Source organism: Halosimplex yunnanense (assembly GCF_054504345.1).
This window is the reverse complement of sequence record NZ_JBTJEL010000034.1, coordinates 408,420-423,193: the sequence shown is the minus strand read 5'-3', so window position 1 is coordinate 423,193 and position 14,774 is coordinate 408,420. Positions and strand designations below refer to the sequence as shown.

General features: G+C 66.5%; 11 protein-coding genes and 7 tRNA genes. 2 read left to right on the top strand and 16 right to left on the bottom strand.

Annotated features, from left to right (window positions below; genetic code table 11):
- The first annotated feature begins 22 nt into the window (after nucleotides 1–22).
- Nucleotides 23–1,201, top strand: a complete 1,179-nt coding sequence (locus tag AB2U09_RS13385) for a hypothetical protein (protein ID WP_459193216.1) — start codon at nucleotides 23–25, stop codon at nucleotides 1,199–1,201.
- Between the two features lie 34 nt (nucleotides 1,202–1,235).
- Here AB2U09_RS13385 and AB2U09_RS13380 read toward each other — a convergent pair.
- From AB2U09_RS13380 to AB2U09_RS13335, 10 genes are all read right to left on the bottom strand, one after another.
- Nucleotides 1,236–1,310: transfer RNA gene (locus tag AB2U09_RS13380), tRNA-Gly, on the bottom strand.
- Between the two features lie 33 nt (nucleotides 1,311–1,343).
- Nucleotides 1,344–2,873, bottom strand: coding sequence for a TROVE domain-containing protein (locus AB2U09_RS13375; RefSeq protein WP_459193215.1), 1,530 nt, complete (start codon nucleotides 2,871–2,873; stop codon nucleotides 1,344–1,346).
- Between the two features lie 585 nt (nucleotides 2,874–3,458).
- Nucleotides 3,459–3,534, bottom strand: a tRNA-Glu gene (locus tag AB2U09_RS13370).
- Between the two features lie 103 nt (nucleotides 3,535–3,637).
- A tRNA-Lys gene (locus AB2U09_RS13365) sits at nucleotides 3,638–3,712 on the bottom strand.
- A gap of 4 nt (nucleotides 3,713–3,716) precedes the next feature.
- Nucleotides 3,717–3,790 (bottom strand) — tRNA-Lys (locus tag AB2U09_RS13360).
- Nucleotides 3,791–3,794: 4 nt separating this feature from the next.
- Nucleotides 3,795–3,868 (bottom strand) — tRNA-Gly (locus AB2U09_RS13355).
- Nucleotides 3,869–3,893: 25 nt separating this feature from the next.
- Nucleotides 3,894–3,967, bottom strand: a tRNA-Glu gene (locus AB2U09_RS13350).
- A 180-nt stretch (nucleotides 3,968–4,147) separates the two neighbouring features.
- Nucleotides 4,148–4,220 (bottom strand) — tRNA-Pro (locus AB2U09_RS13345).
- 712 nt (nucleotides 4,221–4,932) lie between these two features.
- Entirely contained in the window at nucleotides 4,933–5,367 is a 435-nt protein-coding gene (locus tag AB2U09_RS13340) for a magnetosome magnetite crystal formation protein family (RefSeq protein WP_459193214.1), read from the bottom strand.
- Nucleotides 5,368–5,400: 33 nt separating this feature from the next.
- On the bottom strand, nucleotides 5,401–5,991 hold the full coding sequence (locus AB2U09_RS13335; protein WP_459193213.1) for a hypothetical protein: 591 nt from the start codon (nucleotides 5,989–5,991) through the stop codon (nucleotides 5,401–5,403).
- A gap of 419 nt (nucleotides 5,992–6,410) precedes the next feature.
- Between AB2U09_RS13335 and AB2U09_RS13330 the strand changes: the two genes are divergently transcribed.
- Entirely contained in the window at nucleotides 6,411–7,964 is a 1,554-nt protein-coding gene (locus AB2U09_RS13330) for a glycoside hydrolase family 43 protein (protein ID WP_459193212.1), read from the top strand.
- Nucleotides 7,965–8,097: 133 nt separating this feature from the next.
- On the opposite strand, the gene AB2U09_RS13325 is transcribed toward AB2U09_RS13330, so the two are convergent.
- From AB2U09_RS13325 to AB2U09_RS13300, 6 genes are all read right to left on the bottom strand, one after another.
- Nucleotides 8,098–8,904, bottom strand: a complete 807-nt coding sequence (locus tag AB2U09_RS13325; RefSeq protein ID WP_459193211.1) for an ABC transporter permease — start codon at nucleotides 8,902–8,904, stop codon at nucleotides 8,098–8,100.
- Complete coding sequence (locus AB2U09_RS13320) at nucleotides 8,901–9,578, bottom strand: ABC transporter ATP-binding protein (RefSeq protein WP_459193210.1); 678 nt, start codon at nucleotides 9,576–9,578, stop codon at nucleotides 8,901–8,903. The genes AB2U09_RS13325 and AB2U09_RS13320 overlap by 4 nt, the downstream gene beginning before the upstream one ends.
- 27 nt (nucleotides 9,579–9,605) lie before the next feature.
- On the bottom strand, nucleotides 9,606–10,562 hold the full coding sequence (locus tag AB2U09_RS13315) for an ABC transporter ATP-binding protein (RefSeq protein WP_459193209.1): 957 nt from the start codon (nucleotides 10,560–10,562) through the stop codon (nucleotides 9,606–9,608).
- Nucleotides 10,562–11,674 carry a FecCD family ABC transporter permease gene (locus tag AB2U09_RS13310; protein WP_459193208.1) on the bottom strand — a complete coding sequence of 371 codons (1,113 nt, stop codon included), beginning with the start codon at nucleotides 11,672–11,674 and terminating at the stop codon, nucleotides 10,562–10,564. The genes AB2U09_RS13315 and AB2U09_RS13310 overlap by 1 nt, the downstream gene beginning before the upstream one ends.
- Nucleotides 11,675–11,680: 6 nt before the next feature.
- Nucleotides 11,681–12,910 (bottom strand): ABC transporter substrate-binding protein, encoded by a 1,230-nt coding sequence (locus tag AB2U09_RS13305; RefSeq protein WP_459193207.1) that lies wholly within the window; start codon nucleotides 12,908–12,910, stop codon nucleotides 11,681–11,683.
- Between the two features lie 115 nt (nucleotides 12,911–13,025).
- A complete protein-coding gene (locus tag AB2U09_RS13300) occupies nucleotides 13,026–14,285 on the bottom strand; it encodes a helix-turn-helix transcriptional regulator (RefSeq protein WP_459193206.1) in 1,260 nt (419 codons plus the stop codon).
- Nucleotides 14,286–14,774 lie beyond the last annotated feature (489 nt).

The window sequence follows — 14,774 nt, the reverse complement described above, 5'->3', positions numbered from 1 at the left end:
GTGCGAGCAGGAGGGAATAGACGTGGCCGTTTCGGGCGGGACGAGCCGATGGACGCGCTCGTTCGCGGTCGGGAGCGCCCTGTCGATGGTCGCGCTGCAGGTCGCGTTCCTCGTCGACGCTTCCTACCGGGTCGTCGCCGTCGTCGGCCTCTTCGGGGCCGTCCTGCCGATGGTCTTCGGGATGGCGTACCTGCTGCTCCCGTCGTACGTCGGTCGGACCCTCGCCGCGCAGCGACTGCCGGGCGTCCACTTCGTCCTGACCTACGGCGCCGTCGGCCTGCTGGCCGGCCACGAACTGCTAGTGGTCGATGCCCCGCTGGCGGCCGCGGGGGCGGTCCTGTGGACCGCGGGAGTCGCGATTTTCGCGGGGACGCTCTGCTGGACGGTGGTCCCGGCCATCACGTCCGAGAACGGGAGCGGAATACGGCTGTCAGGGGCGCGAGAACGCCAGTCGACGCGCCTCGCGACGATGGTAATCCCGGTCGCCGTCGGGTATCTCCTCGTCGGGACCCTCGCCTTCCTCTCGACGGCGGTCGGGTCTCGACCGCTGCTGGGTGGCGGCCTGCCCGCGGTCGTCCACCTCTACGGGACCGGGTTCGTCGCGCTGTTGATCTTCGCGCTCGGGTGCAGACTCCTGACCGGCTTCTTCCACGTCACGCCGCCGGCGTCGCTCTCGTGGCTCGTCCTCGCCTGCGGCGCCGTCGGCCCCGGGATCCTCGCGACGCAGTTCTGGCGGCCGCCGTGGTTCCTGGTCGGCGCGATCACCGAGTTCACCGCGATGGCGGGGTACGCCGCGCTCGTCGCCGTCGTAGTGCACCGAACGGACAGCAAGCGGGTAGGCCTCTACGGCATCGCGCTCGGCGCGCTCGCCGGCGTCGTCGCCGTGGGGGCTGCCGTTTACGCTCTCGGAGACGGCAGCGGAGCCGCGATCTCGATCCACGTTCCGGTCGTCCTCGACGGCTTCCTGATCCTGACCGTCGTCGGGTACGCCTACCAGTTCTTCCCGGTGACGAACGGCCAGTTCCGCGGCGCGACGGAGCGAACGGCACGAACAACGACTGGCCTGATCGCGGTCGGGACGTTCGGACAGGCGATCGCCGCGGGGCTGGAACTCCGAGGGCTCCGTGCCGCGGCGGCGCTGCTCGTCGGGGTCGGCACAGCGGTGTACGCCTACCTCTTGATACGGCGGTTCGCGGAGTGAACTGCCGTCGAACTCCAATCGATCACTTTTCGGATGCGCGAGGGGCGATTCGAACGCCCGTTGCGGCCGTGGCACGGCCGCGTGATAGGCCGGACTACACTACTCGCGCGCAAAGACGGGGGGCAGCGGGAGCGGTGGCGCGTCAAGGCGGTTCCATCGCGTCGATCTCCGCGAGGACCTGCCGCGGCGTTTCGGCGTGCTCGATGAACGAGAGGACGTTCTCCGACCAACCCGAGACGTTGTAGACGTTCTCGTACCCCTCTGGGGTGACGAGGTCGCCGTACGACGCGAGGTCGATCGTGTACAGCGAGGCTTCGGACGCGACGGACTCGCGGTACGCCTCGAACGCCCGACGGACCGTCATCGCGTCGTCGTCGACGCCCCACCGGGAGTCCCAGATCTGCATGTCGGTGAACAGCACGACGCGGTCGACGGCGACGGCCTCCTCGCGGAGGTGCGTGAGCACCTTCCAGCCGTTCGTCGAGTGCCCGACCGCTTCGTCGACGCCCAGGACGGCCCGCTGGCGCTGGAGGACCGGCGTGTCGACGTGGGTCGACACCTCGCGGAAGTCGTCGCCGAACCCGCCGACGCGGGCGCCCTGCTCGGCCAGCACCGCGCCGAACAGCGCACCGATCTCCTTGTACCGGAGCGCGCTGTTGTCCGACAGCGACGCGTCCATCGACCCCGAGAGGTCGACGCCGACGAACGTGTCGCCCAGCCCCTCGGGCACCTGCTCGACGGAGGCGTCGACGGCCCGCTCCAGCCAGCGCTCGACCGCGGGAGCGTCGATCCCCGCTTCCTGCAGGGCCTTGTAGGCCTGATAGTACCGGAACGGGTACAGCGGGGCGCGGCGCACCGCTTCGAGGTCGAGGTGGTCGACGATCGTCGCCTCGGGGACGCCGGCCTCCAGCATGTTCCGCAGGTTCCGGATCGACGCGAAGATCGGGAGCGAGTGGTCCTCGCTCTCGATCAGCGTCTCCCAGGCCTCGCGGGTGTTGCCGCGCTCGGAGATCACCGTCTCCCAGGTGTTCGGGGAGGGGAGCGGTTCGACCTCGGGGTAGTCGTCCAGGTCGCCGCGCATGAACCGCTCGAACAGGGCCTCCTGCTCCTCGTCCACTGGGGCCGGGTGGACGCGGTTGAACACGTCCCGCAGCGTCACCTCGCGCCGCGGGAGCGCGTACTTCCCGAGGGTGTACTCGTCGGCCATCCCGACGAGCGCGTCCTCGATCCCCCGTCGGAGCGGCCACGGCGCCGTCCCGCCGAAGCAGTCGTCGTGGACGGCCAGCGCGGTGGCCGTCTCGTCCATCCGCCGGACGACCGCGGGCGCCCACTCGCGGATCAGCGACTCGTCGGAGTCGTCCTTGAACCGGTCGTCGTTGGCCGCGAGGACGAGCAGGAGCTGCGGGACGTCTCGCAGGTAGAGTTCCTGTCGGGCGTAGGCCGCGAGCTTGAGCACGAACTCGGGGTCCTCGGCCGCGGCGGCGTCGAACCGCTCGACGACGGCGGCGAGGTGTTCCTCGTCGTCATCGTAATAGGAGTCCTCCAGCAGCTGGTTGATCGTTCGCTTGTACAGTGCGAGCCGTGGGTCGGCGGGCTCGAACGCTTCACCACCCTCGTCGTTGGTGGTCCGCGTCGCGTCCGCGACCGTCTGTTTCGTGTCGTTGAATTCCATGCTATCACCGGAGCCGCAACTGGCGACCCCGAAGGGTGCCGCTGCTACTCGCGAGCGGCGGACGTCCCCGGCAGGAGTCGAACCTGCACCGTCGCCCACGAGGGCAAAAACCCCCACTGAGGCGACGCGCTCCCGAGTGAGCGGCGAGGACGGTGGTCGGAAGATCGCCGTCGCGTGTGGAACGGCGTGTTACCGGTTACACTAGGGCGGAGGTTCCGCCCCCGGGACTCGAACCCGGATCGCCCGCTGATGAGGCGAAGGAACGCGACGGCTCGACGACCACGTACGCGTGGTGGCGACCGGAAAATCGCCGGAGCGGTGAGCGGTTGCCGAACCACGCTGGACGCTGCGTCCACGCCCGGGGCCTTTGCGTTCGGCCGGCGGACGGCTGCCGGCAGTGCCGACAGCGCGCCGGGATTCGAACCCGGATCATCGCGTACAGAGCGAAGTAACGCTCCTGCTCGACGGTCGCCGCCGAGACGTGCGTATCGCGATGGGACGGCCGGGAAACCGACGGAGCGATGCGGGATTTGAACCCGCCGGGCGCCTGAGGAAGTAACGCTCCGTCTGGACGGCCGCCCCCGATGCTCCCGGAGGGAATCGAACCCTCGAACTCTGCCTCGAAAGGGCAGCGTCCCTCGCCAGCGGGGACTCCGGGAGCGCAGACCGGGCACGAAGCCCGCGAAACGCCGGGACGAGGATTCGAACCTCGCACGAGTCGGGTAACAACCGAGCTCCCGCACCAGGCGAGACCTCCCGGCAGAAGGGCCGAGCGGGACTCGAACCCGCGTCGAACAGTCGATTAAAAGTCGACCACTTGGCCGCTAAGTTACCGGCCCGCAGCGGGCCGCCCGGGAATCGAACCCGGCATAGCGCGGGTTAAGAGCCCGCCGCACCACCGTGGTTGCTTGCGGCCCGCAGTGCGCCACCTCGGATTCGAACCGAGGCCTCCGGCGTGGGAGGCCGGCGTCCTGACCGAACTGGACTACTGGCGCGGGCTTCGCGAGCGGGTGATCCACGTGCTCCAGCCCGGACTCGAACCGGGGGCTCGGCCTCGAGAGGGCCGCGAGTTTGGCCTGCTACTCCACTGGAGCGCGAGCCCTCGCTCCGTTCGGAGGTCATCGGGCTCCCCGCCGGACGGCGGAAGGGCGATTCGAACGCCCGTGCCCTGTGCGGGCACCGTGGTTCCAGCACGGTCCCTTGGCCGAGCTAGGGAAATTCCGCCGGAGGGTGAAACCGGACCGGACCGAACCGGCGCGCATCCGGTCACCCGATGGGTCGACGAGGATTCGAACCTCGGTCCCGTGCACCCAAGGCACGGATCTTCGGCCGCTGGACCATCGACCCGAATAGTCATTCATCGATACGTCTGCTCACGCGACGGGGCCGTGGCGAACGCTTGCCGTAGCTCCCGTCACGCCGGGCGTGCTTGGACCGCGCGAGCGGTCGGGAATGCCACATCGGCCTGTGCAGGTCGCAAGCCCTTCCGGACTCGACTCCGCCGGGGATTCGCTGCGAATCCGCCGGCGGGAGCCGCCTGCCTCGATGAGCATCCCCGGTGCGTCACTCGGGTTCGAAACTCGAACGCGCGTCGCGACCGCGGCCAGCGTAATCGCCCAGAGCTGCGGAGTGCCGCGGCTGATCGCGGTCGGCGTGGTCCCAGTCATCTCGGGCGGTCCGATCCCATCCGAGGGACGGAACCGTCGCTGGGCGAGCGGTCGTAACAGGCCCGTGTTCCCCGGCCCCAGACGGGTAGTCCGTGTGTGGGGTCGCGTTATGCGGGCACGGTCGTCCGGACGTCACCGGAAGCGGGTTTGCCGTGACCTTCGAGGCAACCCGGCTTCCACCGGCGTTCGCCCGGTTCCGCACGCAGATCGCGTCGGGATAACGGGACATCCGCGGCTTCGAGGGAGCGAACCTGCCGCGGCGTGAGTTTTGCGATCGTCATGCGGAATCACCGTGGTTGGCGTCGAACGCTTCAATTACGACTCACGACGGTGGGCGTATTAGTTCTGATTGAGGCGTGGTAGACACACGCGCGGTCCCGCCGTCCGGAGACTCACCCGACGATATCGAGCGCGCCGGGATACGTCCAGATCGACCCGAAGATCGCCTTCGCCGTCGCGACAGCGACGTAGGCGAACGTGAGGAACATCGCGGCGACCAGGACGAGCAGGAGGACCGTCCCGACGACCCCGAACACCGCATCGAGCGGCGCAGGCAACAGCGATAGGTCGGTCGTCTGCCCGCCCACGGTGAGGTCGTCGGCACCGAGGAGGAACGTCACGAACGCGACGAGCGCGAGCGTGGAGACGCTGAGGTGCCAGTTTATGGCGTAGCGGGCGTTCGTCCGCGTGAACGCGTGATCTGACGCAGCGTACACGACGAGCGGGCCGAGAAAACCGGTGAACAGCCCGAGCAGGTGGACGAGGATGCCACCGAGAGAGCGTTCGTCGAGCAACTCTGGACCGGATGCGGGTGGTGTGGAGGTCATGGTTGTGTCGATTACAGGGTGTCGAATCTTCGGTTACGTCTCGGGGAGGAGGTTCAGCGGACCGAATCGATCGCGGACCCAGCGGGCGATCCGCTCTGCCCCGAGCAGCCCCAGACTCACGAACAGGAGGTCGAACGCGGTGCCCCAGAGGACGACGTCACTCTGGGTTCCGCGCACGTCGAGCCCGCCGATCGTGAGCACGCTGCCGAGGGCGAGCAGTATCAGGCTCAGCTGGAGCCCGGCGAGTACGAGGGTGCGGATTCCGGCCGTGTCCGAGAGCGTGAGGAATCCGCGGGTGGAGAGCCGATCCAGCGGGGTGTCTGTCTGCAGCGCGCGCTTGCCCTCCGGCGAGAGCGGCCACTCCGACTCCGGGTGATCGACGTAGTACAGCGTGATCGAGTCGGGATAGGTCTCCGTCGCGACGACGTCGATCTCCTGTAGCTCCCGGAGCCGGTTGCGGACGGTCGCCCTGCTGACGTCGGGCTTGACGCGCGCGTGCAGTTGGCGGATCGAGAAGAACGGGCGGTCGGACTCGAGCATCGTCTCGACGACGTGTTCCTGCGTGAGGGCGTTGTCGAGATTCCGCTCGATCCGTTCGTCGATCCAGGGCGGAATCGGGGACACGGTATCACCCCATTATCGACGGGGGTGATTAAAACAGGGCCCGGATTTCGAGCGCTCGAACCGTCGTTTCACGGGCTCCAAACGAGTGTGCCCCCGTCTTCACAAGCTGAGAAAGCGGCGTGTCACGACCCGAAAACAGGGGTTTCGGCGAACTGCTGGATTCGGTCACACTGAGCGCCGATCGCCGTGCAAAACGCGACCCAGCGCGGTCGGTCGACCGGGGGCCGAGCTCGATGCGCGTGTAGCTACGATCCGCGTCGGTCGCGGAACCGCCGGAGTATCCCGGAGAACCGGAGTCCGTAGCCGACCACCGCTGGGGCGAGTGGTTCCGACGCGGACACCGAGAACTCCCCCCACACGAATCCCGGCCGTCGCCGGGAACAGAACGTTTTTCTCCTCGTTACTGGACCTCTCCCAATATGAGAGGCACACCCAAGGTATGGGATCCCAATCTCGACGACGACCGGTACCAGAATCCGATCGTCCACGCGGACTACTCCGATCCCGACGTGGTCCGGGTCGGCGACGACTACTTCATGACCGCGTCGAGTTTCAACTGCGTCCCGGCGTTGCCGATTCTCCACTCCCGCGACCTCGTGAACTGGCGGCTGATCAACCACGCCATCGACGAACTGCCGCCCGCCTTCGACCGCCCGCAGCACGGCAACGGCGTCTGGGCGCCCTCGTTCAACTACCACGACGGGACGTTCTACATCTTCTACGGCGACCCAGACCGGGGCGTCTTCATGACGAAGACCGACGACCCCCGCGGCGAGTGGTCGGACCTCTATCACGTCCACGAGGCCGAGGGGTGGATCGACACGGCGCCGCTGTGGGACGACGACGGCGACGCGTACCTCGTCCACGCCTTCGCAAAGAGTCGCGCCGGGTTCAACAGCGTCATCCACGTCGCGCCGATGGCGGAAGACGGAACCCGCCTCACCGGCGAGAGCCGCGAGGTGTTCGACGGCCACGACGACCACCCGACCATCGAGGGACCGAAGTTCTACAAGCGGGACGGCGACTACTACATCTTCGCGCCGGCCGGCGGCGTCAGCGACGGGTGGCAGACCGTGTTGCGCTCCGAGGACGTCTACGGCCCCTACGAGGACCGGATCGTCCTCGCGCAAGGTGACACCGACGTCAACGGCCCCCACCAGGGCGCCTGGGTCGACACACCCAGCGGCGAGGACTGGTTCGTCCACTTCCAGGAACTCGACCCGTACGGCCGGATCACCCACCTCCAGCCCATGGAATGGGCGGACGGCTGGCCGGTCATCGGCCGCGACGAGGACGGCGACGGCACGGGCGAGCCGGTCCGGACCCACGAGAAACCCGATATCGCTGCCGACGACCTGCCCGAGATGGTGCCCCAGACCTCCGACGACTTCGAGTCGGCGCGTCTGGGACTCCAGTGGCAATGGCACGGGAACCCCCAGTACGGCTGGTACTCGCTCACCGACCGCCCCGATGCGCTCCGCCTGTTCCCCCACGCCCCCGACGACGCCGAGACCCTCTGGCCCGTCCCGAACCTGCTCCTCCAGAAGTTCCCCGCACCGTCGTTCACGGCGACGACCGAGATCGACTGCGACCTCGAAGCAGACGCCGCACACGGCGGCCTCCTCGTCATGGGCGAGAAGTACGCCTACCTCAGCGTTCGCCGGACCACCGACGGCCCCGAACTCGTACAGGGTCGCAACACCGACCCGACGGACGGTGACGCCGATACGGTGGACGAGCGGGTGTCACTCGAACGTTCGTCTGCGCAGTTGCGGGCGACCGTCGAAGACGGCGGTCGCGTCCAGTTCGGGTACGCGACGGGCGAGGACGACTTCGAACCGATCGGGTCGCCGTTCCAGGCCCAGCAGGGACGCTGGATCGGCGCCAAGATCGGCCTGTTCGCCGTTCGGTCGCCCGACACCGCCAGTGCGGACGGACACTGCGACTTCGAGCATTTCCGGATCAAAGAGTGAGGCAGGAGCCTTTCACGGATAGCAGTCGATCGAGCGGCCGAGAGTAGCCCCGTTCTGTGTTCGACGACGCCCGCTACGTTCGATTGCGGACCGGATGCATGAGAGACTCGGTCAATTGTTCGACGCGGAGTCTTCAGGCGCGCTCCTCGGGACCGGCGTCGAACTGCTTGAGCTGTTGGGCGTCGGTGAACGCGTATCGCTCGACGACCAGGCTACAGACGAGACTCGACAGTCCGGCCGCGCCGAAGATCATCGCCATCACGACGAACTGGTACTCGGCGGCGTAGACCGGGTTCTCTCCGGACATGATCATCCCCGCCATCAGTCCCGGGATCCAGACCCAGCCGAGACTGCGGAGCGAATCGACCGTCGGGATGAGCGCGGCGCGGACGCTGCGCTCGACGTACCGCGACACCGCTTTCGAGGGCGAGACGCCGAGCGCGAGCGTCGCCTCGATCTCGTCTCGGTGCGTCTCCACTTCACCGCTGAACCGGTCCAGCGCGAGCGAACTCGGTTTCATCCCGTTGGCGATGATCATGCTATCGACTGGGATGAGGTCCCGGACGGTCCGGTCGATAGCGCCGGCGGCCGTCATCGTGACGATGACCGAACCCGCTCCGAGAACGATCCCGACCGTCGCGATCCGGAATGCACCGGGCATCTCCTCCGCCCGCGAGCGAGCGATCCACGCGCCGCCGAGCATCATCCCGAGAAGGACGACCCCGCTCAGTGCGAACGGGAGCGAGAACAGGAGGCCGACGACCGTCCCCATCAGTAGTATCTGGACGAATCCGCGACCGATCGCGATCCCCCACTCGCGCTGGAGTGCGAGCCCCCGCAATGCGACGACCCCGATCACGACGGCCGCAAGCACAGCTGCGGCAGCCACCTGCCACAGGCCCTGGACGACGGCGGGATCGCGGAACTGGTCGACGATCATCCGACGACCTCCCCCAGTCGCTCGATCGAAGTCGCTTCGACGCCGTCCGCGCTGAACACGAGGGCGCGCGAAGCGAGCCGCTCGGCCTGCCGCCTGTCGTGGGTCACGACGACGCACGTCAGCGACCGGTTCTCGCTGATCTCTCCCAGGAACGCCTCGACCGTCCGCTCGGTCTCGGCGTCCAGGCTCCCGGTCGGCTCGTCCAGCAGCAACACCTCGGGCTCGTTCAGCAGGGTTCTGGCGATCGCGACCCGCTGTTTCTCACCGCCGGAGAGCGTTTCCACGGCCCGGTCGGCCGTATTGGGCAGTCCAAGCTGATCGAGCGTCGCCGTCACGTCCGGCTTGTCGACCGATTCGCCGCGCAGCCGCGGGCCGAGCGTGACGTTCTCCCGGACGGTGCCGTCGACCAGCGCCGAGTGCTGCGGGACGAGTCCGACCCGCTTGCGCAACGTCTGCGGATCCATCTCCCGGTAGTCGCGGCCCTCGTAGTACACCGTTCCGTCGATCGGTTCGTCGAGCCGGACGAGCAACCGCAGGAACGTCGACTTCCCCACGCCCGACGGACCGACGACGGCGACCGTCTCGCCGGTCTCGACGGCGACCGAGACATCCTCGAAGACCGTCTCATCCGCTGTTCGGTACGTGAGCCCGTCAGTTTCCAGTTTGTGAGTCATTCTCGTTCGTCGAATATTCTGCCGGATCTAACCCGACTCGGTGGCGTCGGGATCCGCCCCCGCCTCGTCCTGTCCGGATCGGAGAGTACCGTCTTGTGACTTACTGTCGCTGAGCGGATCTATTGGGACGACTTGCGGGCCGTAGTCCGTCTCGATGACTACGGCTTCGATGTCGAAGACATCTGCAAGGAGCTGTCGCGTAATGACCTCACCGGGCGATCCGCGGGCGCGTACCGAACCATCCTTGAGCGCGACCACGTGGTCGGCGTGGCGGGCCGCCTGGCCGATGTCGTGGAGGACGAGCACGACGGTCATATCGCTCTCGTCGCGGAGCGTCTCGACGATCTCCATCACTTCGAGCTGGTGCTGGGGATCGAGAAACGTCGTCGGCTCGTCCAACAGCAACACGTCCGTCTCCTGGGCGAGCGCCATCGCGATCCAGACCAGCTGTTTCTGCCCGCCGCTGAGGCTGCCGAACTCCCGTTCGCGCAGGTGGCCGACGCCTGCCAGCTCGATCGCCTCGTCGACGGCCGCCTGGTCCTCGTCGTCGAGCGATTCGAAGAAACCAGTGTGGGGATACCGGCCGCGCTCGACGAGGTCCTCGACCGAGATCCCCTCTGGCGCGACGTTCTCCTGGGAGAGCAGACCGAGCTCCCTGGCCAGCTCTTTCGACCCGAACGAGTCGATCGCTCGGCCGTTGACGAGAACCGTCCCTTCGTCGGGGTCGATCTTGTCCGCGAGGCCCTTGAGGAGCGTGCTTTTGCCGCTCCCGTTGGGCCCGATCAGTGCAGTCACTTCGTCCGTCGGAACCGCGATCGATTGCCCGTCGATGACTGGCTCGTCCGTCCCCGGATACCCGAGGACGAGGTCCGTCCCGCTGAGGTCCGCCGTCTCCGTCGTCGCCCGCTCGTTCGCGGTGATCTGGTCGCCGGTTGCGTCGTCGCTTTGCTTCCGATCTACCTGCGACGGTTGTCCGTCGCTCATCACACTTCACCCAGGTTCTCTTTTTTTCGCATCAGGTAGAGGAAGTACGGGCCGCCGACGATCCCGGTGATGACGCCGACCGGGAGCTGTGCCGGGCTCAGCGCGAGCCGCGCACCGACGTCCGCACTGACTAACAACGCGGGCCCGAGGAACAGACAGCCCGCGAGCAGTGCCTTCGAGTTGCTACCGACGATGTTCCGGACCATGTGCGGAACGATGAGGCCGACGAAGCCGATGAGACCCGCGACGGCGATAGCGGCTGCCGTCGAGAGCACGCCGATACCGGCGAGGGCGAACCGCATCTTCTCGACGGGCATCCCCAGCGAGTCCGCCCGGTCCTCGCCGAGTGCCAGCACGTCAAGCTCCTGCGTGACGGCGAACGCGAGCACCATCGAGAGGAGGGTGAACGGGAGCGCGATACGCACTTCCTGCCACCCGGCGTTCATGAGGTTCCCCGAGAGCCAGGCCTGGGCGGACATCGCGACCCCGAGGTCGTCGATGAAGAAAAACAGCGCGCGCTGGACGGACCCGAAGACGGTTCCGACCACCACGCCGGCGAGCACCAATCGGACGGGACTGGTGCCGTTCTTCCACGCGATAGCGTACACGAGCAGGAACGCGAGTCCCCCGCCGAGCGCTGCCAGGAACGGCAGGAACGGCATCAGTTCGTAGGCCACCGTCAGTAAGACGAGCACGACCAGCCCGGCGCCGTCGCTGACGCCGAGGATGTACGGGCTCGCGAGCTCGTTGCGCGTGATGATCTGGAAGATCGCGCCCGAGACGGCGAGGTTCGCACCGACGATCGCACCGACGAGGATGCGCGGTAGTCGGAGGCTCCACACGACGGTCTGCCGGCGCGTCATCCAGTCGGGGCTGTCCGCGCCCAGGAACGTCCACCGCCAGACGTCGGCGTTGAACAGTATCTCCGTGTCGAAGACCGTCTGCCACGCCTCCCCGACGGTCAGCGGATACGCGCCGAAACTCACCTGCAGGATCGTCGACGCCAACAGGACGGCCAGCGAGCCGATCACGATGACGGCGAGCTTCGAGCTGACGAACCAGTCGCTCCCCGCGGCGCGCAGCTCCGCGAGCCGGTCGAATACCTTCGCCATCGATCCCTAGAAGTTACCGTTGATGACGTCGCTGACCCGCTGTCGGTCGAACAGTTGCTCGTCCTCGGGGACCTCGTCGACCGGACCCGGCCACTCGCCGAAGCTGTCGGGCCAGGCCATCTTCGCGACCGCTTCCGTGGCGAAGAGGTCGACGATCGGTCCCTGATACTGCCCGCCGATACGGAGGATGTTCCCCTCCTGGACGGCGGTGAGCTCCTGGCCGTTCGGATCGTTCTCGAAGGGCTCGACGATGTTGTTGACGAACTGCTCGTGGGTATCCGAGGTCAGCGAACCGACGACGGCGAGGTAGTCGGGGTCGTGGTCGAGCAACTCCTCGTACCCGATCGTACCGCCGCCCGGGATCTCCGCGTCGTAGCCGTCCTCGAAACCGAGTCGGTAGAGCGGCAGGGTCTGGTTCTGGTACTGGTCGACGACCGAGAGGTAGAACTCCCCGGTCGTCGGGTCGACGCCGCGCCACAGCGCGATGACCGATGGACGTTCGCCCTCGGGCGGCAGCTCGGCCTCGATGGTCTCCATCATCTCCTCGCGGATCGATACCCATTCCTGATACTGCTCCTGGCGCTGGAAGACCGTCGCGATCTTCTCGAAGACGTCGTAGAGCTCGTAGTAGGTGTCCTGTTCGTTTCCGAACGGGTGAGCCGGTCCGAACCGGATCCCCGTCGCGATGAACGGACCCGTCGCCTCTTCGATCTCCCGGATGTCCGAGTCGTCCCAGTCGGTGAACCGGCCCAGACCCCGGGGATCGATGAGGTTGACGTCGGCGTCGGCGGCGAGGAAGTTCTCCTTGTCGTACCCCGATTCGGAGCCGGTCGCCAGCGCCATGATCTCGTCCTCGTTGAATTCGACGTCGGGGAGGATGTCGTAGAACTTCGTCGGCGCCCGCGCCATGTCGGTCGCCGCCACCGGCTGTTTCCCGAGGGCCATGCCGATATCGAGGTAGACGCTCGGAATGACCGTGTACGTCTCGGGGACTTCCTCGAACGTAAACTCGCCGTGGGGCGCGATCTCGACCGTGTACGGCGTGGGGTCCGCCGTCGTTTCAGTCGGCTCTGTGGTCGCCTCGGCTTCCCCCGCGGGCGTTTCAGTCGTCTCCGAAGACGAGTCAGCGGGAGACGCAGCCGTGTCGCCCGAACCCCCACTGCTGCTGGAGCATCCCGCGACGCCTGTAGCGACGAGACTTGCGGTACCTACGAGTAGTTGCCGTCTACGTGCCATCACAGATTAGGTTCGCCTAAATCGTATTAGTGATTCTTCCCTTGCGGTGTTTCACACCGTGTACACCGCTCGGAACCGTCGTTTCGGTGTGATGTCCGCGGATGCCGAAACCAGTTCACCCGTCGATGCAGCTACGGAGCGGAATCGCCTCCGCTCGCCAGTCTGTGATGGTCCGGTTGGCCCACTCGACCACGTCGGGGTGCGTACTCCTGAGAACGTAGAATCCGTTGTCCGCTTTGCGGTCGATAGTCAGAAACGCCGTTTCGTCGTCGTGAACGGCGATTCCACAGGGGATCTGCTGGTCGATACTGTAGTAAACCGTCCGCTCGGCCATCGCCTCTATCTTTCGCCATTGCTCTGAGAGGGTCGGGTCGTCGGCGATCGTCTGCGTGACGTTCGCGTCGAAAACGACGGCCCCATCGGGTTCATCTCCGTTTCGCAACGCGTCTTCGAACGTGTGGAAGGGGAGCGAGAGGAAAGTCCCGAGGAGCGCAAGCCGCGTCGACGAGTGCCGAACGCTGCTTGCAACGGCGCGGGCGGCAGACATCGGGTCGTCTCCGTTACCGGTCACCAGTTCGGCAGTTGTGAGACAGCGGAGGTCGAAGTCCAGCCAGTCGACCGGCAGGCGGTCCAGCACCGCAGCGTCCACCTGTCCCACCGAGACTGTCCCGAGTAACCGCCTGAAATCCCGGGACACGGATCCCCCGTACCGCGTCAACTCGTAGGAGTTGCCGGGCAGTTGCCGCGCGATTAACTCTCGGTCTTCGAGGTCGCCGAGAATCCGACTCAACGTCACTCGCGTCGCATCGAGCTCCTCGGCAATCTCGTCGCGCGGACGACCGCCATCGCTCAGGAGAGAGAGCACGTGAATCCGATGTTTCGAGCGTGCGAGAAACGCGACGGTCTCGATCGCGTCGTCCCGGTTCGCGACCCGGCGCGCGACAGAGAGGTGATCCTCCACGTCGCGAGACAGCGATCCAGTGATTCCGGGACAGCACCGATCGGAATCGGATCCGTCAACTCCCCGCCGATCCCCTCCGGTAGAGCCCACCCGTTCGAACGCAGCCGTGTCGAGTAACTGCTTGAGGTCCCGGTACACCAGTTCGCCGTACTGCGTCAGCTCGTACGCGTCTCCGGAGGACCGCTGGGCAACGAGCGTTCGCTCTTGCAGGTCGTTGAGGATACGACTCAACGTTACGCGCGTCGCATCGACCGCTTCGCGTATCGCTGCTCGTCGGCGACCGCCATCGCTCAGCAGAGAGAGTACGTGAATCCGATGTTCCGAGCGTGCGAGAAACGCGACGGTCTCGATCGCGTCGTCGTCCGGCAGCAGACATTCACACTCGGCGTGGCCGGCTGGGTTTGCGATAGTCACGGGATCGGCGTTGTTTAGGCCGGCCTAAATCACTTCCTACTTCGCTCGCGAGCGGTTCGATTCGGAAGCAGCCAGCGAAACCTCGGGGGCTCGAAACGGAAATCTCGTCATCTGGTAGTTACCCAATCTCCTGACGGGGAACGGGCCCGTAACACAGAGTGAACGGTCGTAACCGGAGAATCACTAAGTCTATCGTCGGGACAGACCGAGCCGATGGAAGCTATCGTCGGGCCGCCGACGGCGTACACCGCACCGTCGACGAAGACACCCCGATCGAAGCGGTACGCCCTCGATCTCGTGAACCGACGGCTGTCGTGACCCGAACGCTTGCGTCTCCACATCGCTGACCTGCGCATTCCTCGTCGCGGATGCCTGAGCGGAGAGTGTCCCTGTTCAGGCCATGAACGGACGTAAGCCGGGAATTAATAAGGTTCCATCAATCGGAATGACGTTCGATGAGCCCAGAATCACGCGCCAGTTCCACAGAGA